The 22,367-nt window shown below is 31.4% G+C and carries 22 protein-coding genes; 13 read left to right on the top strand and 9 right to left on the bottom strand.

Annotated features, from left to right (window positions below; translation table 11 throughout):
• Positions 1 to 28: 28 nt before the first annotated feature.
• Complete coding sequence (locus tag OM075_RS08340) at positions 29 to 463, bottom strand: hypothetical protein (protein WP_301190038.1); 435 nt, start codon at positions 461 to 463, stop codon at positions 29 to 31.
• A 263-nt stretch (positions 464 to 726) separates the two neighbouring features.
• Between OM075_RS08340 and OM075_RS08335 the strand changes: the two genes are divergently transcribed.
• Positions 727 to 2,868, top strand: coding sequence for a S9 family peptidase (locus tag OM075_RS08335; RefSeq protein WP_301190037.1), 2,142 nt, complete (start codon positions 727 to 729; stop codon positions 2,866 to 2,868).
• 110 nt (positions 2,869 to 2,978) lie between these two features.
• On the opposite strand, the gene OM075_RS08330 is transcribed toward OM075_RS08335, so the two are convergent.
• On the bottom strand, positions 2,979 to 3,812 hold the full coding sequence (locus OM075_RS08330; RefSeq protein ID WP_301190036.1) for a BadF/BadG/BcrA/BcrD ATPase family protein: 834 nt from the start codon (positions 3,810 to 3,812) through the stop codon (positions 2,979 to 2,981).
• A gap of 103 nt (positions 3,813 to 3,915) precedes the next feature.
• Positions 3,916 to 4,152, bottom strand: coding sequence for a hypothetical protein (locus OM075_RS08325; protein ID WP_301190035.1), 237 nt, complete (start codon positions 4,150 to 4,152; stop codon positions 3,916 to 3,918).
• Between the two features lie 526 nt (positions 4,153 to 4,678).
• Between OM075_RS08325 and kamA the strand changes: the two genes are divergently transcribed.
• The 8 genes from kamA to OM075_RS08285 all read left to right on the top strand — a co-directional run bounded on the left by kamA (position 4,679) and on the right by OM075_RS08285 (position 10,588).
• Positions 4,679 to 5,998 (top strand): lysine 2,3-aminomutase, encoded by a 1,320-nt coding sequence (gene kamA / locus OM075_RS08320; RefSeq protein WP_301190034.1) that lies wholly within the window; start codon positions 4,679 to 4,681, stop codon positions 5,996 to 5,998.
• The gene (gene ablB / locus OM075_RS08315) at positions 5,985 to 6,833 is read left to right on the top strand and encodes a putative beta-lysine N-acetyltransferase (RefSeq protein ID WP_301190033.1); all 849 of its coding nucleotides are present in this window, start codon (positions 5,985 to 5,987) and stop codon (positions 6,831 to 6,833) included. Before kamA ends, ablB begins: the two co-directional genes overlap by 14 nt.
• A gap of 2 nt (positions 6,834 to 6,835) precedes the next feature.
• On the top strand, positions 6,836 to 7,036 hold the full coding sequence (locus tag OM075_RS08310) for a hypothetical protein (RefSeq protein WP_301190032.1): 201 nt from the start codon (positions 6,836 to 6,838) through the stop codon (positions 7,034 to 7,036).
• Between the two features lie 11 nt (positions 7,037 to 7,047).
• On the top strand, positions 7,048 to 7,290 hold the full coding sequence (locus tag OM075_RS08305) for a hypothetical protein (protein WP_301190031.1): 243 nt from the start codon (positions 7,048 to 7,050) through the stop codon (positions 7,288 to 7,290).
• 133 nt (positions 7,291 to 7,423) lie between these two features.
• Positions 7,424 to 7,906, top strand: a complete 483-nt coding sequence (locus tag OM075_RS08300) for a MarR family winged helix-turn-helix transcriptional regulator (protein ID WP_301190030.1) — start codon at positions 7,424 to 7,426, stop codon at positions 7,904 to 7,906.
• A gap of 181 nt (positions 7,907 to 8,087) precedes the next feature.
• Complete coding sequence (locus OM075_RS08295; protein WP_301190029.1) at positions 8,088 to 8,348, top strand: GlsB/YeaQ/YmgE family stress response membrane protein; 261 nt, start codon at positions 8,088 to 8,090, stop codon at positions 8,346 to 8,348.
• A gap of 273 nt (positions 8,349 to 8,621) precedes the next feature.
• The gene (locus tag OM075_RS08290) at positions 8,622 to 8,840 is read left to right on the top strand and encodes a Nif11-like leader peptide family natural product precursor (protein ID WP_301190028.1); all 219 of its coding nucleotides are present in this window, start codon (positions 8,622 to 8,624) and stop codon (positions 8,838 to 8,840) included.
• A gap of 332 nt (positions 8,841 to 9,172) precedes the next feature.
• Positions 9,173 to 10,588, top strand: a complete 1,416-nt coding sequence (locus OM075_RS08285; RefSeq protein ID WP_301190027.1) for a sensor histidine kinase — start codon at positions 9,173 to 9,175, stop codon at positions 10,586 to 10,588.
• 55 nt (positions 10,589 to 10,643) lie between these two features.
• Here OM075_RS08285 and OM075_RS08280 read toward each other — a convergent pair whose 3' ends face one another.
• Both OM075_RS08280 and OM075_RS08275 read right to left on the bottom strand, forming a co-directional pair.
• Positions 10,644 to 10,898: a hypothetical protein gene (locus OM075_RS08280; RefSeq protein ID WP_301190026.1), complete on the bottom strand. Its 255-nt coding sequence runs from the start codon at positions 10,896 to 10,898 to the stop codon at positions 10,644 to 10,646.
• 70 nt (positions 10,899 to 10,968) lie between these two features.
• The gene (locus tag OM075_RS08275) at positions 10,969 to 11,358 is read right to left on the bottom strand and encodes a YchJ family protein (protein ID WP_301190025.1); all 390 of its coding nucleotides are present in this window, start codon (positions 11,356 to 11,358) and stop codon (positions 10,969 to 10,971) included.
• Positions 11,359 to 11,628: 270 nt separating this feature from the next.
• On the opposite strand from OM075_RS08275, the gene OM075_RS08270 reads away from it, so the two are divergent.
• Positions 11,629 to 12,144 (top strand): hypothetical protein, encoded by a 516-nt coding sequence (locus tag OM075_RS08270; RefSeq protein ID WP_301190024.1) that lies wholly within the window; start codon positions 11,629 to 11,631, stop codon positions 12,142 to 12,144.
• 149 nt (positions 12,145 to 12,293) lie between these two features.
• On the top strand, positions 12,294 to 13,076 hold the full coding sequence (locus tag OM075_RS08265; protein ID WP_301190023.1) for a Mut7-C RNAse domain-containing protein: 783 nt from the start codon (positions 12,294 to 12,296) through the stop codon (positions 13,074 to 13,076).
• Positions 13,077 to 13,113: 37 nt separating this feature from the next.
• On the opposite strand, the gene OM075_RS08260 is transcribed toward OM075_RS08265, so the two are convergent.
• A complete protein-coding gene (locus OM075_RS08260; protein ID WP_301190022.1) occupies positions 13,114 to 13,872 on the bottom strand; it encodes an NUDIX hydrolase in 759 nt (252 codons plus the stop codon).
• 433 nt (positions 13,873 to 14,305) lie between these two features.
• On the opposite strand from OM075_RS08260, the gene OM075_RS08255 reads away from it, so the two are divergent.
• Positions 14,306 to 16,678 (top strand): beta-glucosidase, encoded by a 2,373-nt coding sequence (locus tag OM075_RS08255; RefSeq protein ID WP_301190021.1) that lies wholly within the window; start codon positions 14,306 to 14,308, stop codon positions 16,676 to 16,678.
• A gap of 74 nt (positions 16,679 to 16,752) precedes the next feature.
• On the opposite strand, the gene OM075_RS08250 is transcribed toward OM075_RS08255, so the two are convergent.
• Genes OM075_RS08250 through OM075_RS08240 form a run of 3 tightly spaced genes read right to left on the bottom strand, consistent with a single transcriptional unit; the run spans position 16,753 to position 19,299 of the window.
• Positions 16,753 to 17,715, bottom strand: a complete 963-nt coding sequence (locus tag OM075_RS08250) for an MlaD family protein (RefSeq protein ID WP_301190020.1) — start codon at positions 17,713 to 17,715, stop codon at positions 16,753 to 16,755.
• Positions 17,716 to 17,736: 21 nt separating this feature from the next.
• Complete coding sequence (locus OM075_RS08245) at positions 17,737 to 18,498, bottom strand: ABC transporter ATP-binding protein (RefSeq protein ID WP_301190019.1); 762 nt, start codon at positions 18,496 to 18,498, stop codon at positions 17,737 to 17,739.
• A gap of 18 nt (positions 18,499 to 18,516) precedes the next feature.
• Positions 18,517 to 19,299 carry an MlaE family ABC transporter permease gene (locus tag OM075_RS08240; protein ID WP_301190018.1) on the bottom strand — a complete coding sequence of 261 codons (783 nt, stop codon included), beginning with the start codon at positions 19,297 to 19,299 and terminating at the stop codon, positions 18,517 to 18,519.
• Between the two features lie 246 nt (positions 19,300 to 19,545).
• Between OM075_RS08240 and OM075_RS08235 the strand changes: the two genes are divergently transcribed.
• Positions 19,546 to 22,317, top strand: a complete 2,772-nt coding sequence (locus tag OM075_RS08235; protein WP_301190017.1) for a PAS domain-containing sensor histidine kinase — start codon at positions 19,546 to 19,548, stop codon at positions 22,315 to 22,317.
• The last annotated feature ends 50 nt before the right edge of the window (positions 22,318 to 22,367 follow it).

Here is a 22,367-nt window from a genome sequence, read left to right as displayed (position 1 = left end):
TAAAGAGTTTATAATAATTATAAATGGCTTAGTTTTCTAGTTGGTTTTTAAAACCAATGTATAAAAGAGCCATTCCTGAAGTTGCTAATTTTTTATCTAATTTGGCTTCAATAATACATTCTACAGAACCGTCTATTTTAAAATCCCATGTATTGGTGTTGTTATGTTCTTCGTTGGTAAAAAGAAGGTTTCTGTTAGTATCGTATATTGAAAAAATGATGGGTTCATTTTTAGCAGAGCAAGCCACAAGTCTGTATAAACTTCCATTTAAAAATGTAGTATGAAATTCTGCCACTTCATCACCTGTTAAAAAAGCCCTGAAAGGTTGTCCGTTTGAGATAAAAGGAGCTTGTAATAACTTTTCACATGTTTCAATTTTCTCATCCTGAGAATTTGCATTGTTTGGTACAAGTATGCTAATTACAAAAGTTAGAACAAAAAATAATAAAAGTCCTTTTTTCATGAGTATAATTCGTTTAGTATTATGCGGTTATTTGTTATGTTTTAATGCCCAAAGGCTTTTTATGTTATATTTGCAGCCATCTAAAATAAAGCATCAGGTTGATAATCAGTCAATGCTTTGTAAATACTATAAATTCTGCTTGTCTAAAATAGTTATTTTTATTAAAACAAAAGTAAATCTGAACAGGTTTCTATAAGTAAATAGTGTTTTTTAGAGATTTTATTTAATGTTTCAATGGACCAATCAATAAATTTAAATATATAATGAAAGTATTTTATTTTACACTACTAACATTTTTTTTGTGTTTGGTAGGATTAAATGCTCAAAATAAATTAGAGCTTGAGGATGTAATATCGGGGGGTAAAAATTTTAGAAATTTCATTCCTAAATATGTGAAATATGAGTTTTTGCCTGGTACAGATTCTTTAGTTTTATTTCAGCGTGATACTATATTTTATGTTGAAGATCAATTAGAGAAATCATCATTTTTAACTTTGAAACAGGTTAATGATTTATTTTCAAATAGTGATCTTTCTAAATTAAACTCCTTGTATCCCATAAAATGGATTACCTCAAATAGTTATTACGTAAATTTACCAGGAGCAATAGTAATTGCGGATGTTAATAGTGATAAGGTTAAGTATATTATTAATTATCCTAAAGAAGCTGAATTTTTAAGTTTTAATCCTGTATCCAGATTCGTAGCTTATTTAAATGATGGCGATTTATTTGTTGTAGGAGATGATAATAAATCTGTTTTAGTTGAGAAAGCAGAAAGTAAAGATATTGTTTTAGGTCAAACTGTTCATCGTAATGAATTTGGAATAAGTGGCGGTATTTTTTGGTCACCAAACGGCAAATCTTTGGCATTTTATAGAAAAGATGAATCTATGGTCACGGATTATCCTTTAGTTAATATTAATGAGAGAGTTGCTAAAGTTGAAAATATTAAATATCCAATGGCAGGCATGGATAGTCATCATGTTACAATTGGCGTATTTAATGCTGAAACCAAAGAAAAATTGTATCTGGAGACGGGTTTGCCAAAGGAGAAGTTTTTAACGAATGTTTCGTGGTCACCAGATGAAAAGTATATAGGAGTAGCAGAGCTTAACAGAGCTCAAAATCATATGCATTACAATTTATATAATGTAGCAGATGGTAGTTTGTTTAAAACCTTGTTTGAAGAAAAGAGTGATAAGTGGGTGGAACCAGAGAATCCGGCTGTCTTTGTGCCCAATAGTAACACCAAATTTGTGTGGCAAAGTGAAAGAGATGGGTATAATCATTTCTACTTATATGATATTAATAAGGGATTACTAAAACAAATCACGAAAGGTGAATGGGTCGTAACAGATAATTTTGGATTTGATGCTAAAGGAAATACCTTGTTTTTTGAGGGGACTAAAGACGATGTCATGAATCGACATTTATATAGTGTTTCAATGAAAAATGGTAAGGTTAATAAGTTGTCAAGTGCACAAGGGTTTCATTCGGTGGTTTTAAATGATTCAAAGAATAAAGTACTTGATTATTATTCAAGCTTAAATGTTCCAAGGGTTATAGAATTATATGATGTAAAGAAGAAAACTAAGCAGGTATTATTTAAGGCTGAAAATCCATTTGAAGAGTATGATTTTGGAAAAGTTGAATTAGGAACAATTAAATCAGCTGATGGAATTACCGATTTAAATTATCGATTGATCTTACCAGCAAACTTTGATGTAAATAAAAAATACCCGGTTGTGGTGTATGTTTATGGCGGACCTCATTCGCAGCAGGTTAATAATTCATGGTTAGGAGGTGCAAGATATTGGCAACTTTATATGGCTCAGAATGGTTATATATGCTTTACAATGGATAACAGAGGAACCCCGGATAGAGGATGTGATTTTGAGAAGGTGATACACAGACAATTAGGAGAGTGTGAAACACAGGATCAGTATGAGGGTGTAAAGTTTTTAAAGTCATTGCCTTACGTTGATCAAGATCGAATTGGGGTTCATGGTTGGAGTTTTGGTGGTTTTATGACTATAAACCTGATGGAAAAATATCCAAATGATTTTAAAGTAGGAGTTTCTGGTGGGCCAGTAATTGATTGGAAATACTATGAAATTATGTATGGAGAGCGATATATGGATACTCCGGATGAAAACCCTGAAGGATATGAAAAATCAAATTTAAATTTACGAGTGGATAATTTACAAGGGCGTTTGTTGGTTATTCATGGAGCTATTGATCCAACTGTTGTATGGCAACATAGTTTACAGTTTATTGAGCACTGTATTAAAAAAAGAAAGCAGGTAGATTATTTTGTTTATCCTCGTCATGAGCATAATGTATTAGGTCCAGATCGTGTTCATTTAATGGAAAAAGTAACCCAATATTTTAAAGACTTTTTGTAGTCAAAATCTTCAATAGTTAAAATGTTTTATACCCTGTATGTCAATAAATTTGTCTGCAGGGTATTTTTATATGCTGAATTGTCTTAATAGAAGGAATCTGTTTGCGGATCTTAGCTGTAATATTCTATTAATCCTGACATTGGAGATTTAGTTATGGTACCTAATTTTAACTGATGGGAATTAAGTGCATTTTCAAGTTGTTCCTTAAAATAGTATGCAATACTCCCGGTAAAATGAATTGAGTACTTTTCTATTTCGTTGTATTGCAATAAATTTCTTTCAATAAATGCAGTAAATGTCTGGTTTATTATGTTTTCAAGTTCTTTAATGTCAATATGTTTATTGATGAATTTTGTGAATTGTGCCAGATATCTGTTTGGAAAAGGTTGTTTATATATATGATCAAGAATTTCTGCTTCCGTAATATTGTATTCTTTAAAAAATAGTTCTTTTGTTGATTGAGATAATTGATTCTTTAATAGATCAGCAATAAATGTTTTTCCAATCGATGCACCACTACCTTCATCACCAATAATAAATCCAAGAGGAGAAACATTTTGGGTAATTTCATTTCCATCATAAAAGCAAGAATTAGATCCTGTTCCCAAAATACAAACAACGCCTTGCGAATGTCCGCAAGCAGAATGAGCTGCTGCCATTAGGTCGCTATGAACATTAATATGTGGTGAGATAAAAACTGAAGAAAGTGCACTTTCTACTATTTTATTTTTTGTTTTATGATTGCATCCTGCGCCATAAAAATAGATCGAGTCAAAAGAACGTGATTCTGTAGGAAATTCTTTGTTAAGTAGATCCTTTATTGTTTTAATATCTTGGTAATAAGGATTTATGCCTTGTGTGGTGTGTTGTTGCGAATGGTTTGTTTTTGTATTTAAAATAGTCCATTCGGTTTTTGTAGATCCGCTATCTGCTATTAAAATCATTAAATCTCAGGATTAAATTTAATTAGATTATAGTGCTCTAAATTTCTATTCTGTAATGATGTATTATTGTCTGGATATTGTATATAGGAAAAACAATCTTACACTAAATTTGAGATTTCCAACATTTATCACATGCCTCATTTAAAATTTCAAAAATTTCCTCTTCGTTAAAATTGGTTGAATTTAGTAGTTCATCACGAAAGTTGTCAGCATACATATTCATATAACTAAAATCAGCACCAGAGTTAAGCAATTCCTTTGCATAAGGTGCAAAAAAAATCGATAACTCAGCAATTGCTTCTTCTTTATTTGATGATGCATTTATTTTAATATTCTCCATTTTATAAATTCTCTATATTTTATTAGGCAAAATAAATGCTAATAATGGATAAATTCAATGCTAACCTATCCTTTTCTTATTAAAAAAGCTACCTGCAATTATTATTAAAAACAAATAGTGTCAATACGAACAAATGTAAATCAATTAAGAATATAGTTATATTAAGCGGTTCTATGCTAATGTTATAATGTAAAAGGAATTTAAATAATGGTTTTGTATCGATAGGGTGTTGGAGTTTTGTTGTTTTTGTAATGTGTTGAAAAATAAGGTTTAAAGTTGTGTTTTGTTAGTGACGGTAGTGGATGTGAGATCTAAAGGTAGACGAAGTGTTTTGGTTTTGATGGTTAATTTGTCTAAATTTGTTCGTGTAGGAAATAATATTTTAGGTGATGATTGGTGTACATATTAAAATTGCTGAATGTGTATGAAATATTGGATAAAGTGAAGTTTCGGTATCCCTTCTTACATACCAATTGATTATCCGTTAAATAAACAACTTCACGCTTAATTAAAGCATAGAAAAAGTATGATTTACAACAATGTACAAAAGGAAATTGCAAGTAAAATTGAAATTGAAACAAAATTATCAAACTGGAAGGATTGGCGTTGGCAATTAAGAAATTCCATAAGTACAATTAAGAAATTTGAGCATATTACAGGAATATGCTTTGGAAAAGAAGAGAGGGAGGAGTTGGAACGTACGTTTGAAAAGTTTCCATTGTCAATTACACCGTATTATCTTTCTTTAATTGATAGGGATAATTTTAGAAATGATCCGGTTTTTAAGCAAGCTTTTGGTTGTGTAGAGGAATTAACAACAAAATCTTTTGAATTAGAAGACCCATTGTCTGAAGATAAGGATAGTCCGGTAGAAGGAATTACGCATAGGTATCCAGATAGAGTGTTGTTTCATGTAAGTAATGTTTGTTCAATGTACTGCAGGCATTGTACCAGGAAGAGGAAGGTGGGAGATGTGGATTTTATTCCTCGTAAGGAACAATTGCAAAAGGGTATTGATTATGTGGCCTCTAATCCTCAGGTTAGAGATGTTTTATTGTCTGGAGGTGATCCGTTAATGCTTTCTGATGAAAAGTTGGAATGGTTGTTAGATAAAATAACAAGTATACCTCATGTAGAAATAGTTCGTATAGGAACGAGAATGCCTGTTGTTTTACCTTATCGAATTACAGATAAATTGGTATCGATGTTGAAGAAGTATCATCCATTATGGATAAATACACACTTTAATCATCCTAATGAAATTACAACATCATCAAAAGAGGCTCTTGCTAAGCTGGCAGATGGAGGTTTTCCTTTAGGGAATCAGTCGGTGCTATTAGCTGATGTAAATGATTGCCCAAGGATTATGAAAATGTTAGTTCATAAGTTGGTTCAGAATAGGGTGAGACCTTATTATCTGTATCAATGTGATCTTTCAGAAGGTTTATCTCATTTTAGAACTCCAATAGGAAAAGGAATAGAAATTATGGAAAGTCTCGTTGGACATACAAGTGGTTTTGCCCGACCAACATATGTAATTGATGCTCCCGGAGGAGGAGGAAAGATTCCTGTAATGCCTAATTACATAATTTCCTGGTCAACGAATAAGGTGGTGTTGAGAAATTATGAGGGCGTAATTACAACATATAAAGAACCTGATAGTTATAAGCCTAAGATGTGTGATAGAGATTGTGGTAATTGTAATTTGGAATTGGCTATTTCGGAAAAGGATGAATCAGAGGTGATTGGAATTGAGAAGTTACTTTCAGATGAGTGTGATACAATATCTTTAATACCGGGTGATAATGAAAGGTTGACCAGGAGGGAACATCATGTGTGTGATTAATGTTATAAGTGATAAAATAGAAACTATTGCAAATGGAACATGTATTCAGCATGGGAAATTAAATAATCGAATCTATTTGATGAAGTTGGATTCCAGGGATATACCTCAGGTTTTTACTTTAATGCATCAAATAGTAAAAGAAGAATGGTATTCGAAAATTATTTGTAAAATACCTAAAAAGTATGCTCCTGTATTTTTTGCTAATGGTTTTATTTTAGAGGCTCAAATTCCTAAGTTTTATAAGGGGCAAGATGATGCATTTTTTGTTTCAAAATTTTTAAGTTCAGATAGGGTGCTTAAAATAGAAAGGGATAAGTTAAGTGCTTTTTCAGCTATTTTAAGTAAAGAACAGCCTATAATTACTAGTTCTCCAACTAAATTTACTATTAGAGAACTAAATCAGAGTGATGTTTCAAAGATAACTGATATTTATTCTAAGGTATTCGAAACATATCCCTTTCCAATTCATGAAAAAGAATATGTTTTGCAAACAATGAGTGAAAATGTAAGGTACTTTGGTGCAGAGAAAAATGGTGAATTAGCCGCTATCGCTTCATCAGAAATGGATCTGGAAAATAAAAATGCTGAAATGACTGATTTTGCAACATATCCAAAATATTCAGGAAATAGATTGGCATCTGCGTTGTTAAGAAGAATGGAGCAGGAAATGAAACATAATGGAATTCATACTCTCTATACAATTGCACGCTTAAAATCAATACCCATGAACTTAACGTTTATACGTATGAATTATAATTATACGGGTACGTTAATCAAGAATACAAATATATCGGGAGATATTGAAAGTATGAATGTTTATTATAAACAAATTTAATTATGGCCAATAAAAATATATGTAAGCATAAGGATGTTTGTCAGGTTTATCAAGGAAGAACTATTGAAAATAAAAGAATGCTTACTGTGTATAAAAATGTATTTTGTATTAGGGGGTATAGAGGTTGGCAAAATTGCAAAGAGTATTTGATGTTTGAAAACATAGGACCTTCGTCCAATATAAATAATAATAAATTAAAATAGGTTAAAATTTTATGAGTAGAAAAAATAGTACAGAAAAATTAGAAAAAGACATCAGAACTATTAATACAGAAGAAGAAAAAGTTATTGAGCTGTTAGAAGAGAAAGGACAGTATTTGTATGGACATATCATTAAAGATTTGCATTTATCCTATACGAAAGGACAACAAATTATATTTTCATTGATATCCAAAGGTATTATAGAACATTGTAAAAAATCTTATCAATTACAGTTAGCTGTTGAAGAACAGAATTAGGAAATGTAAAAGCTAATATTTTACAGTATTGAATTTGTTTGCATTGAAAAGATTGGAAAAATATAAATATCTTTTCTTTGTAATTTTGGACATTTTAAAATACCACTTATTTTTGTTCCGTAATTAACAACGCATGGATACAAAGGAAATTCTCATAAAAATCCGAAAGATAGTACGCTCGGTCGATATTGAATCAAAAAAAATACAAAAGGAATATGGAGTTAGTATTCCTCAGGTTTTGTGTCTTGGATTTTTAAGAGATGCCCCTAATTATCAACTAACTCAGGGTGAAATTCGAAATCTTTTAAATTTGAATTCTAGTACGGTAAGTGGTATTATTAATAGATTAGAAACAAAAGGATTGTTGGCTCGATTACCCAAACAAGGAGATAAGCGTGTTGTAAATATTACCTTAACTTCATCAGGAGATAAACTTTTAAATTCAATTCCTTCACTATTGCATGAGCAATTAACTGCTAAACTAAATAAGTTAGATGATAAAAAGCTTCAGGAAGTGGAGGATAGTTTAAATACCCTAATAAGTCTTTTAGATATTGAGCAAGTGGATGCTTCTCCATTAATTGCTATGGATGTTAATTTTGACGAGGAAGAGTAAATATAAATGTATTATTATTAGTAGGATAATTCTCTCTTTTTTCAATGTAATTTAGGTTTTATTTTATTGATATTTAACCTTTTCGCTAGTATATTTGTATAAGGTGAAGCCTTAATTTGTGGGGCTGATAGTTTGTATTCATCAACCTTACAAAGATTATTAGTAAAGAGAGGAGGTTGATATGGGAATTCTACTTTGGATTTTGATAGGTTTGGTTGTTAGTGTATTAACATTGTTGATTGAGCCTTATGTTAATCGACGTCATATTCATATTACCATATTTTTAGGTCTTATAGGTGCTATTGCTGGTGGTGCCATTGCTTCTTATTTAGGATTTGGACAAGTAGATGGTATGCGTTTTATGATTGTTGTTTTAGCAGTCGGCGCTTCTTCGTTTATATTGACATGGTACCGGGCTTTTGAAAAGTTTTACTCTGAATGAAATTATAGAGTAATAGGTAAGAATAAAATACTAGAATCCTGTTGGTATATTTCCAGCAGGATTTTTTGTTTTGGTAAGGATGATTTTTTATGTCGTTGAATTATCTAAAATAGGGGTCTGAAATTTTAATATTACCTAAAATAACATTGAGTAACATCAAAAAGAAGGGTAAAAGCAAAAAAAACATAAAAAATATAGCTTGATTGGTTAAATATTGCATGGCATATGCAAAAAATAACTATTTTAACACCAGAAATTTTAAATAGTAAAGTTATGTCATTAGAAAGTGTAGAAGCCTTATTAGAAAAGGGAGGCGCAGATGAAGCATTTCGCGCTAAGTACAATGCAGCAAACACTAAAGAAGAGTTTGTTAAACGTGCAATTGAAGATGGTTACGATTTTACAGTTGAAGAACTGATGAAAGTAGTAAACAGTAATGGAGATCAATTTGAGTCTTTTGGAAACCCTCCTAAAAGAACTATTTGGTATTAGTCCATGCCTTTTTAAGAAAAATGGGGGATGGTTTCATTCCCCGGTAATGCTTTCTGTATATAGAAAGCATTTTTTGTTTTTCCCAGTTTGTATTATTTGTTTCGAAACTACGCAATAAACTCTAAATTATTTTAGTAGAATATTATGTTTGAGGTATAATGTACAGGGTATTATCTGCTTATAATGATATTATTTTTTACTTTTGTTTAAGAACCTACTTCTATCTTTTTTATCTGTATAAAACACTTACAATGTTGATTTCGTATTCTGTTATATCAATAAACTCATATGTTAAATTGATATAATGGATATAAAGTAGATATTTTTTGAATATGGAAGAGATATTAAACTCTAGAATACTAAAATCTGATTTTGAGAAATACCTTGGCAAAATTTTCCTGAAGAATCTAACTCTTATATTAGGAATTGGCCTTGGTGTACTTTTTTATTATATGTATTCAGATTGGAGCGTAAGACATAACTTAGCAGCGGCTTCAACACGAATTATCCCAATTGTATTAGTTATAGTATTGATTACGATTCATTTAGTAAGCAAGCAAAAATATTATCAGTTAAAAGTTGGTCTCTATATACTATTTTATTTTGCGGTACAAATGATGATGTATGCCAAATGCTTAATACATTTGCACGAAGATGCACTAGCACCCAGCGTAACTGGAGTAATATTAGTTATTTTTCTTCTATCACTGGATAATAAGCAAAACACGATTAAAACAGTATTTATATATCTTATTCCAATATGTATATTTTCCTTATTGCTTATTTTTTATAAAAAGCCTTCGAGTAAAGAGTTTTTTGTATTGGCTGATGTTTTTCCAATTGCCTTTGTTGGATTTACAGTAAACAGAATACAATACAAATTAAGGTTCAGGTTGTTTAAATCAAATCAATTGTTAAAGCTGGAGCAAGATAAAACGAAATTGCTATATAAAAAAACGTTAGAAGTTAATAGAGAGTTGGAAAGAGCTGCTACAGAGGCAATAATCATAAAAGAGGAAATTCAGGAAAAGAATGAGGAATTGAATAAGAGTAATGCCACCAAGGATAAGTTTTTAGCTATTATAGCTCATGATTTAAAGAATCCAATTGGGGCTATATGGGGGATTTCTGATTTATTAGTTTTGGATAGAGATATAGATGATGCAGAAAAACAACATTGTATTGAAGCCATTAATGATAGTGTTAAACATACGCATGAACTATTGGAAAATCTGCTCAACTGGGCCCAGGCTCAAAATAAATCGATAGTGTATAATCCTGTTGTACATAATGCTAAAGCAGTTGTGGAAAAGGAGATAAAAGTTTTGCAGCAAATTGCAGATAAAAAATCCATTCATATAATAAATAAAGTTCCGAATAATTTAGAGGTTTATGCTGATTGTAATATGCTGGAAACAATTATCAGAAATCTTGTTTCGAATGCAATTAAATATACATATCCCAATGGTAAAATTATTATAAATGCTTCTATTGAAGATAGAGTAAATAAAAAATATACCGAGATTGTTGTTGAGGATGATGGTGTTGGTATGAATAATGATAAGATATCTGAGCTATTTTCACTATCGAAAAATGTATCTTCTAAAGGAACTAATAATGAGGCGGGAACAGGATTAGGTTTATTGTTGTGTAAGGAATTTATTGATTTACATAGAGGAACTATTCATGTTGAAAGTGAGGAACAAAAGGGGAGTGTTTTTAGATTTATGTTACCTAATCTTAATTGATTGCTATACTTAAATGTAAAAAAAAACGAGACCTTTTAACTTGAATGGTTAGGATTTAGGAGAAAATAATATCAATGCTATGATCATTTAATAGTTTTATTGATTTAGAACAAATATTGTTATTGCACATTAAACTTACTTTTGTTGAAGGTTCTCTTGTTTTTATAGCATCAGACATTTCGATAATTTTAATCGCATCTTTAGTAATAATTCTGCTTTTAATTTGTTTTACAATAGCAATATGATTTGTATCCAATTGTTTTAACTGAACTCGAGAATTTAATCCAAAATCTTTAGGTGAAATCTCCATATTATAATTTATATAATTTTTATGTGCAGATGGAAAACTGGTCTTTTGTCAATAATCTAAAAGTCTATATCTAATGATGTGTCCCTGAAATATAATACCATAAATTATCTTCTTTCACAAAACGAGAGTTTTCGTGAATGAACTCTAATTTTCCATTCTCTAAATAAAAGGCTTTAAACTCAACAAAGCCTTCCAAATCTATTGGTGTTCCTTGTTGTGATTTTATAACTTCTAACCTTTGCCAAACAACAGACTTAGTCCATTTGAGTATATTTTTTCTGTCTTTTGTTGGTCGGGTTGTTTTATGGTGTGTATTTAATAAGTAATTAATATTTGCAGTTACAAATGCACTGTATCTGGAACGCATTAATTTTTCTGCAGTATCTGGCGTTTTTTTATTTAGTAGAAAGGGTTCGCAACATTGTTCAAATTCCTTCCCTGAATTACAATAGCATTTCATTGATTTTGCTTTTAAGTAGGATGTAGGCACAAAATTAAAATATCTGGCATATAAATAACTTTTTTCAACCAATAGATGTTTTTTAAAATTTTTCAAATAATCATTGTGGAATTAGATTTTAATTTGTTAATGGTTTATAATTAAGATTTTAAGAGGATTTAAATACATAAGAAACATTCAAACTGGTAAAAATCATAAAAAAATGATGGTTTGTTTTGTTTGTTTTTTAATAAAAAACCTTTTTTTAGTGCCCGAATTTAAAACTATGTTATGATTGGAAAGTATATAAGATTGATTTTAGGAGGAATTATCTGTATTGGAGCAGTAGCTCTTTTTATGGAAGGCGAAATAGGTTGGGGAATATTAACTGTGTTAATTGCAGGATTGGTTGTGTTTTTTCATTTTAAAAACGAAAAGAACCTTATGGCGTTTTTGTTTTTACGAAAAAACAAATTTGCAGCAGTAGATATGATTTTAAGTAAGGTTAAACATCCTGAAAATATGATTGATACTCAGGAAGCCTACTATTATTATTTAAAAGGATTAGTTGAAACTCAGAAAAATAACCGAAGAGAAGCTGAAAAAACTTTTAAAAAAGCTTTATCTACTGGATTAAGAATGAAGAATGATCAGGCGGTTGCAAAGCTTCAGTTGTCGGGTATTTATCTATCGCAACGAAATAAAAAGCTATCAAAATATTATTTGCAGGAGGCAAAAAAACTTGATAAACAAAAAATATTATCAGATCAGATAAAAGAAATTGAGTATATGATGAAACGAATATAATTTTCTGAGTCTTCGTATTTCTAAAAAAAAAGAGCTGTAGTTTTTATAACTGCAGCTCTTTTTTTTGTTCATATTACGTGTTCTAAAATTTATTAAGCGTCTTAAATCAACTAAATTTATGTTGTTAATGATTTTTATTTGATGTTGAAATGTTATATCCTGCAAATCATATTGATAAAATACATATTGAGGTAGTATTGAGATGTTATGCAGAATTGAATGACTTTCTTAAGTATGCGCAAAAATTCAAATCTTTCCCTTTAAAAATTAAAACTCCGGTAATTGTGTCAGAAGTTATTTCAACCATTGGTGTTCCTTTGTCTGAGGTAGATCTAATATTGGTGAATAGTGTCCCTGTACAGCTTAACCATAAACTAGCTCAGGGTGATTATATTTCTGTTTACCCCGTATTTGAAAGCTTTGATATATCTGGATTAAAAAAGACAAATAAAAAACCATTACGAAAAACTAAATTTATTGCAGATGCTCATTTATGTAAATTATCTAAATATTTAAGAATGCTTGGATTTGATACTTTGTATCAGAATGATTTTGGAGATGAAGAAATCATTAATATCTCTTTAAAAGATAAACGTATTATACTGACAAGAGATAAACGAATGTTGAATTCAAAGCGAATAACTCATGGGTATTTTGTAAGAGCTATCGATAAGCATAAGCAATTGATAGAGATTGTTGATAAATTTGATTTGAAGAGTCAGTTTCATCCATTTTCCAGATGTATGGAATGTAATTCAATCTTAATAAGTAAAGCTCCAGACCAGGTAAAGCATCTGATAAGTAATGATATTTTAGTGAGATATAAAGAGTTTTATTATTGTAATAAATGCCATAAAGTATTTTGGAAAGGTTCGCATTTTGAACGCATGAAATCTCAGATTTTAAATATTATAGGTAAGGATAATAATTAATTGGTCTGTTGCTATTGAATTATATATTAAGAATAGCTTACCATCCTTCCTGAAATCCATTTTCCAACGCACTGTTGTAAGTATCTATATTAAAGGAATACAAATCCGGGGCTTTGTGTGCTCCGCCTTTTCTTGTTTCGTTTAATTTAGTCAGAATATTATATCGTTTCATCTTTCTAAAAAAGTTTCCACGATTCAATTCTTTATCCAGGATTACTTCGTAAAGCTTTTGTAATTCAGGCATGGTAAATTTTTCCGGAAGCAGGTTTAATCCAATTGGTTTATAGTTTAAATCTCTTCTCAGTTGTAATAAAGCTTCATTTAACATCTCTTGGTGGTCCATCATTAAATCCGGTAGGTCGTTAATATCTTTCCATTCGCAGGCATCCGAAAATCCATCTATTTCAGGCTGAACTAAAGAGTAGTTGGTTAAAGCATAATAGGCAACAGATAAAAAGCGCTGTTTGTGCCACATGTCATCAGGATAATCCTTAAAATACTGTTCCGACCTGTTGACTTTTCCAAAGGTTTTAAATTGATTTAAGAATATATTTTCAGCTCCGGTTCTTTCTTTAAGTATACGGCTTGCACCTTTTTCCAGGTCTTCATCTTTTTTAATGTATCCACCAGGTAAACTCCATGTTTTTGAATGGATGAGTCTGACTAAAAGGATTTTTAAATTGCCATCGTGAAATCCAAATACGATGCAGTCTACAGAAATACTTGGTAAATATTCTTTTTTAAAGATCGGGGATATTTCTATCAGATTTCTATTGATTTCAATTTCTGCTGCCATATTTTATTATTCTAGTGATGCAAAAATACATTTTATCTGTAAGATTTATAATTGTCTTAGAATTCTTATAGCTTCAAAAGTAAGCATTTGTTAATGAAATTCTGTCATGTCTTAAAATATCTTAAAATAAATCAATGATTCACTTTGAAGCAAAGAAAATGTTTTGTAATATTGCTTCGTATATAAGCAATGAGTGAAAGTTGAATTGATAAAATATAATTCATTGTATAATAGGATGAAATATCGAAATGGAAGCCATTCGTATTTTAATTGAATTAGTAATATAGATGTAAAAACTTAATAGATATTTAAAATCTGTGTTAGAGTAGTTTAGATCTGTTAACAGTTGAATGATATTAAAATAGAGTGTCAATCGAAATAATGAGGAAGGATCAATAACAAAATATAAGACAAAATTTAATACTTGTAGGCCATGAATAAAATTAAATCAAGACTAAAAAGATTAGGTATTTTATCTATAGCTGTTGCCGGAAGTCTGCAACTTACTATGGCGCAAAAAGCACCTCAGTTTGGAAAAGCATCGATTGATGAAGTTATTAAAGCAATGACTCCGGAAGAGAAAGCTGAATTACTAATTGGACCAGGAATGCCAGGTTATGCAGGATTAGTGCCTTTGGAAGGTGAGCCAGACGTTCGTGTTTTAGGTGCAGCCGGAGGAAATGCAGCAATTTCACGATTAGGAATACCTGAGACTGTGTTTGCTGATGGTCCAGCCGGTTTACGTATTCAGCCTAAGCGAAATAACGATCCAAATACATATTACGCTACTGTATTTCCTGTTGGAACAGCTTTGGCTTCAACATGGAATACGGAATTAATTGAATCAGTTGGAATAGCCATGGGAGAGGAAGTGAAAGAATATGGAGTAGATGTATTATTAGCGCCTGCTGCAAATATTCACCGAAATCCTTTAAACGGCAGAAACTTTGAATATTTTTCAGAAGATCCACTTTTGTCAGGTAAAATTGCTGCGGCATATATTAATGGAATACAATCTCATAATGTGGGAACTTCTCTAAAGCACTTTGCTGCAAATAATCAGGAAACCAACAGGTTATCAGTAAATGCCCATATTACAGAGCGAGCAATGCGTGAAATCTATTTAAAAGGTTTTGAAATTGCCGTAAAAGAAGCTCAACCATGGACAATTATGACTGCGTACAACAAAATTAATGGTCACTATGCTTCTGCTAGTCATGATTTAATTACTAAAGTATTAAGAGAGGAGTGGGGATACAAAGGAATTATAATGACAGATTGGTTTGGTGGATATCCTGGTTTTCAGTCTATCATGGATCCTAATGCAGTATCGGATGTTGTGGCTCAGTTAGAGGCAGGAAATGACTTAATGATGCCTGGAACCAAAGAGCAAAAACAAGTGCTTATAAAAGCATTAAAAGAAGGTACTATTGATGAAAATGCTGTGAATGCGAGCTTAAAGCGAATTTTAGAATACATTGCTGCAACACCAACGGTGAAGAAATATAAATACAGTAATAAGCCAGATTTAAAAGCTCATGCTGAAGTAACCAGAAATGCCGCAACAGAAGGAATGGTATTGTTGAAGAATGAAGCAGACATCTTACCTTATACTTCTAAAACAGGAACTATTGCTGTATTTGGAGGAACTTCATATAGTTTTATTTCAGGAGGTACTGGTAGTGGAGATGTAAATGAAGCATATAGTGTTTCTTTGATTGAAGGATTGGATAATGCAGGATATTCTATAGATAAGGAGCTTCAGGGAATGTATGAACCTTTTGTTAAGGAAGCTGAGATAAAAGAATTAAAACGCCGTGAAGAAAATGGTGGATTGTTGGCTGATGTACATCGTCTTCCTGAAATGCCTTTAAGCAAAGAACTGGTAGCTAAAAAAGCACAGTCTTCAGATATTGCTATCATTACAATTGGAAGAAATGCAGGTGAACAACATGATAGAAAGATTGATAATGACTTTTATTTAGGTCAGGATGAGGTTAAAATGATCAATGCAGTAACAGAAGCCTTTCATGCTAAGGATAAAAAGGTAATTGTGATTCTTAATATTGGAGGAGTTATTGAAACTGCAAGTTGGAAGGATAAAGTGGATGCCATTTTATTAGCGTGGCAGCCAGGACAAGAAGGAGGTAACTCTGTGGCTGATGTTTTATCAGGCAAATCAAATCCTTCAGGTAAATTAACAATGACTTTCCCTGTGGATTATAATCATCATGCTTCAGCAGTTAATTGGATGGGGGTTCCATTACATGACCCCAAAGATGTATTTTATAAAGAAGGCATATATGTTGGTTACCGTTACTTCAATACTTTTGATGTTACTCCCTCGTATGAGTTTGGTTATGGTGATTCATATACAACATTTGATTATTCCGATTTACAATTGAGTTCTACAGACTTTAAAGATGATATTGAAGTGTCAGTTAAAGTTACTAATACCGGAAAAGTTGCCGGAAAAGAAGTGGTTCAGTTATATATTGCTGCACCTGCAAAGTTAGCGGATAAACCAGCTGAAGAATTGAAGGCTTTTGCTAAGACTAAGGAATTAGCTCCTGGTAAATCACAAACTTTAAAATTTACAATTAAGGCCTCGGATTTAGCTTCATTTATTGATGCACAAAGTGCATGGATTGCTGAAAAAGGAACTTATACAGTTAAAGTTGGAGCTTCAAGTTTAGATATTAAACTGAAAGATGAATTTTCATTGACTTCAAATATTACAACAGAAAAAGTTCATAATGCATTTGATTTAGATGTAACAATGGACGATGTTTTAGAAAATAACTAATTTTTCTAATAGGTTTTAATTTTCAGGTCCTGTGTTTATTTAGCACAGGGCATTTTTATTTTAACGAGATATAATTACTTCTTCTTTTTTTCCTTAAAGTAGCCTTTAAATAAAGGATGATGTCTGAGTGCTTCCATATTTTCATCAAACTTTTGACTGCCAGAATTAATGTTCTCGAGTGTTTCTTTTAAGTCTTGCTTTAAAAGAGAATCGTTGGCTATGGTGTTAATCAGACTAGCATCACCTTTTGCAAGTTCTTCAACTAAATCATTTAATGTTTCTGACATTGATTTAAACTCTGTTCCTGAAGTATTAAGATCGTATATTAAAGTGCGTATTTTTGATGCCGTTACAGTATCGTTAAGTAACATACCTAAAAGATTTTTATCATTGTCCATTAATTGAGATATATCTTCCAGATTTTTCATTAATGTTGTTGTTTTAGAGGTAGTTTCTTTTAAGTTTTTAATGATAATTCTGATGTCTTTAGCCAGGTTTTTATCATTGATTAACATTCCGAAAGTACCTTTTCCTTCATTTATAGATCTTGTAATCTGTAATATGCCGGCAGTAAGTAAAGCGGCGTTTTCATTTGTCTCGCTAAGAGTACTAAGCATTTCATCAGTAGCAATCGGGTCAAATGCTTTAATTTCGTCATTATTTTCGATGGTTTTACTATCGCCACTTCCTGGTTCTATATTAACTATCATATCACCAACTAATCCATCTGAACTAATTTTTGCAACGGCATTTTTTTTAATAAATGATTTTGTTCTGATATCGATTTTCATGGTAATTCTGATTGTTGTATCATTAATAATATCAATGGCTTCAACATTACCAGCATCTATACCCAGATATCTTACATTATTTCCTACTCTTAGTCCTTTAACGTTTTTAAAAACAGAACTAATTTCAAATGTTTTAGTAAAGAAGCTTTGGTTGTTACCAATTAAATAAACACCTGCAGTGAATAGTAAAATACTGGTAAGAACCATGATGCCAAGCCTTATTTTTTGAGATGTTGTCTTTTGCATTTTTTCCCTTTCTGTTGTTAATTAAAAAAACGCTTTAATAACTGGATCGCTGGAATTAACCATTTCCTGATAGGTTCCTTCTGCATAGTTTTTACCATCAACTAATATTACAACTCTGTTTGAAATGAGTTTAGCCACATTTAAATCATGCGTAATGATTAATGATGTGGTGTTATATTTCTTTTGAACCTCAGCTATTAAATTAATAATTTCTTTTGCTGTAATAGGATCTAATCCAGTAGTTGGTTCGTCGTAAAATATTATTTCTGGTCTTAAAATAAGCGTTCTTGCCAAAGCTATTCTGCGTTTCATTCCTCCTGAAAGTTCCGAAGGCATTAAATCAATAGTATGCTCCAAACCTACACTGACCAGAACTTCACGTATAAGTTTTTCAACGGCATCCTTATTTGAATACTTTTTCCGTAATCTTCTTAACGGAAACTCAAGATTTTCCCTCACAGACATTGAATCATACAATGCACTTCCTTGAAATAAAAACCCAATGTGTAATCTTAGTTCATCCAGCTCTTTTTGATCTAAATCAGGTATACTCTTGTCTAATATCTTAATTTGTCCTGATTCACCAGTCATTAGTCCAACCATGCATCTAATCATTACAGTTTTTCCCGAACCGGATTTACCAATTACTACCAAGCATTCACCATTATATAAATCGATATCAAAACCATTGAGCACTTGTTTACCTGCAAATTTTTTAAACAACTGAACTACTTCAATTATTTTTTGCTGATCATCTTTGTTATATGTTTCTTTTGATAACATACATTTGCTTTCAAGTAGTTATAACTCGTAAAAAATATCTGCCACTAAAACCGCCAAAAAATCGATGAAGAATAACAACATCGAAGTGATCACAACGGCCGAATTTGCTGCTAATCCAACACCGGCTGTTCCTCTTTCCGCATAATAACCTTTATAACATCCAATTAATCCAATAGCAAAACCAAAAAAGAAAGATTTTATAATGGCGGGAATCAGATCTCCGTAGCTTAAATAATCAAAAACCAAATTAAAAAATAGGGTAAAGGATACTGCTCCCTTTATATTCTCAACCATATAAGAGCCTAACAGGCCCACTGTATCACCTAATACTACCAATATTGGTAAGGTTATGGTTGTTGCCAAAATTCGGGTTACCACAAGGTATTTAAACGGATTTGTTCCGGAAACTTCCATGGCATCAATTTGTTCTGTTACACGCATAGAACCTAATTCTGCTCCAATTCCCGAGCCTACTTTTCCTGCGCATATTAACGCGGTTATCACCGGTCCAATTTCGCGAACAATAGAAATTCCAACCATACTTGGCATTAGTGAAACTGCACCAAAATTAACAAGGGTTGGGCGAGTTTGCAGGGTAAGTACCATTCCCATAATGAGGCTTGTGGTGGCAACAAGGGGTAGGGATTTATATCCAACCATATAGCTTTGTTTCAAAAATTCCTGAAACTCAATAGGGCGACTAGTTACCTCTCTGAAAAAACGACAGGTAAAGTAAGCAACTTCGCCAACCATAATAATAAATTGCCTTAATTTCTCTATGGTGTACAACCAATAGTCCATATTCCCCTAATTAGATTACTTTACTTTAAATATCTGTCTCTCTTGGTTTTTAAAAGTTAATATAATTTGTACATAAAATCCAGTGATAAAATAGCTGAAGTTTTTGGTATTTTTTTTTGATGAGGATGTATTGTTTATCGAGGTTGTTTACCCATAAAGTTTTAGATAACCATAGTAACTAATTCTTATTTTTTAATGTAACAAAACTGTTTGTTTGACTAAATTTGCTTCAAAAATGAAGTATATATGAATATCTCCAGGAATAATTTTCTCAGTGCGCTCTCTATTTTTGCAGAAGCTGTTATTGTTCATGAGCAAGGTATAGTATCTGACGTAAATGAAAGTTTTATAAAATTAACAGGCTTAAAGAAAACTGAATGTGTTGGATTACCCATTAATAAGCTATTTGAATTACCCTTGGAGTTTGATGAAGTATCAATGAAGAATCAACAATTTGATACGAGATTAATTATAAATCCTCAAGAAAAATTTTTTTCATTAAGATTTAACCAGGTATCATCAGAGGGAGATAATATTTCATATTGTACATTACTTGATATAAGTGGTGCTAAAAAAGACCCAAAATTTTTAAATAAAAAGCTCAAAGAAGCTATTCAAAATAGCTATGCAAAACGGGAAATATTAGATTTATCTGAATATAATCAATTAATTGTTGATGAAATATCTATAGGTATTACGATTTTTAATGCTGAGGGGCGATGTGTTTTTGCTAATAGAGCCGCAGCTCAAATGATTGGAGCTTCAGTAAGTCAGTTGATTGACTACAATTTTAGAGAGGTGCAGGCATGGAAAACAACAGGCTTGTATGATGCTGCAATTAGTGCTATTAATAATAATAAGCAAGAGAAAATAATTTATTCGTCTGTAAGTACATTTGGAAAACCAGTTAAGCTTAGTTGTAAGTTTTTACCTTTTGTTTCAAATGGCGAGAACTTATTAATGAGCATTTATGAAGATATTAGTGAACTCGAAAAAGTAAATCAGAATCTAAAGGAAAGTGAAGAAAAATTCAAAGCTTTTTATAAGAACTCACCAATAGGTACTGCTCTTACGCGTTATGATGGAACATTTGTAGATGTAAATCAGGCGTTACTCAATGTGTCTGGAGCTAATAAAAAGGAGCTTTTATCATCAAATATCATTGATTTTTATGATAAAGTTGAAACAAGAAATAAAATGCTTCAAGACTTAAAAAAAAATGGATCAGTTCATGGATTAGAGGTTGCTGTTAAGTTAAAATCAGGAAAGAGGAAAACATTTATTATTAATGTAAATACAGTTAGCTTAAACGAAGAGACATTGTTAATGACGAGTTTCCAGGATATTACATTAAGGAAACTTGTTGAAGATAAGTTCAAAGAAAGTGAGACTCGTTATGGCGTAATTTTTAAGAATGCTTATAATCCAATTGTAATTACAGATAAAAAAGGGCGTATTAGGTTCTTTAATGAGGCAACAATAGAATTATTAGAATATAGTTCAGAAGAATTATATGGAATGCACTTTTATGAGATATCCTCATATAATGGAAAAGAGTGGTACGATAAAACTATTGAAATTATCAATACTACAAAAAAGACAACATTTACCTCTGTATTGAAAACTAAAAGTGGACGCTTACTTAATATTATCAATCAGGTATCCATTGTTAAGTTTAATAAGGAGGAAATGATGCTAGCCTCTATACATGACATTACAGAACAAAAGAAAATAGAGGAGGAGTTAAAGAATAGTGAAGAACGACTTCAGTTGGCATTGCAAGGTGCAGATTTGGGCTTGTGGGATTGGAATGTAGAAACAGGGGAACTCTATTTTAGTGAAAGATGGGCTACTATGCTAGGTTATGAAATAGATGAACTAGCTCATCGTTTGGATACATGGAAAAGTTTGGTACATCCTGAAGATAAGCCTAAGGTAATGGATGAATTAGATCATCACTTAGAGAAGAAGATACCATTTTTTAGATTGAAGCACAGGTTACTTATGAAGGATGGTAACTGGAAGTGGATACTTGATGCAGGTAAAGTATTAAAAAGAGATGGAGAGGGAAAAGCAATACGTGCTGTTGGAGTAAATATGGATATTAGTGAGCTAATTAATGCAGAATTGCAGCTACTGAAGGTTAATAAAGAAATTTCAAATAAATCTGCCCAATTAGAAGCAGAGAAGAAACATCTTGAAACTACACTTGATATTTTGAAAAATACTCAGGAAAAACTCATTGAATCGGAAAAGATGGCTGCATTGGGTGTTTTAACTGCTGGCCTGGCCCATGAAATTAATAATCCGGTGAATTATGTAAATGCTGGAATGACAGCATTTAATAAAACATTTCTTAGGATCAAGACTGCAATAAGTGCTTTGTTAGAACATAGGGGAGGAGATACTAAGGATATAGAATCTCAAATAGGATCTTATTTTGAAACCGGAGATAAGATGATTAAGATTATGGAGAATGGAATTGCCCGGGTTATTGATATTGTTTATAGTATGCGGACATTCTCAAGAAATAAAACTACGGATTTTACCAATTATGATATTGATAAATTGATTGATGGTACTATCGTGTTATTTGAAAGCGCTTTAAAATCTAAGAGCATTGAAGTTATTAAAGACTTTTCTCAAATTCCAGATATTTATTGTATTCCGGGGCGTATACAACAAGTATTTACAAATTTAATTTCAAATAGTATTGATTCTATTAAAGATTCTGGTGAAATAATAATTATTACAAAATATATTACAGAGAAAGATGTAGTTCAGGTGACCATTAAAGATAACGGAGTAGGGATTGATTTTGATAAAAAGAAAAAGATATTTGACCCTTTTTATACAACAAAAGACGTAGGTCAGGGTTCCGGATTGGGATTGTATCTGACTTATAAAATCATTGAAGAACATGAAGGTTCAATCTGGTTTGAGACCGAAAAAAATAGTGGTACAGCATTTTATATTGAATTACCCGCATTTCGTCAGGAAGCTACCACAAAAAATTAACCCCCAATTAGAAGAAGGTTAACTAATTGAGGGTTTAACATATGTTGTGG

Origin of the sequence: Plebeiibacterium sediminum (genome assembly GCF_026013605.1) — a bacterium.
Taxonomy (GTDB): domain Bacteria; phylum Bacteroidota; class Bacteroidia; order Bacteroidales; family Marinilabiliaceae; genus Saccharicrinis; species Saccharicrinis sediminus.
Note: the sequence above shows the minus strand (reverse complement) of the source record. Positions and strands in the feature narration are given on the sequence as shown.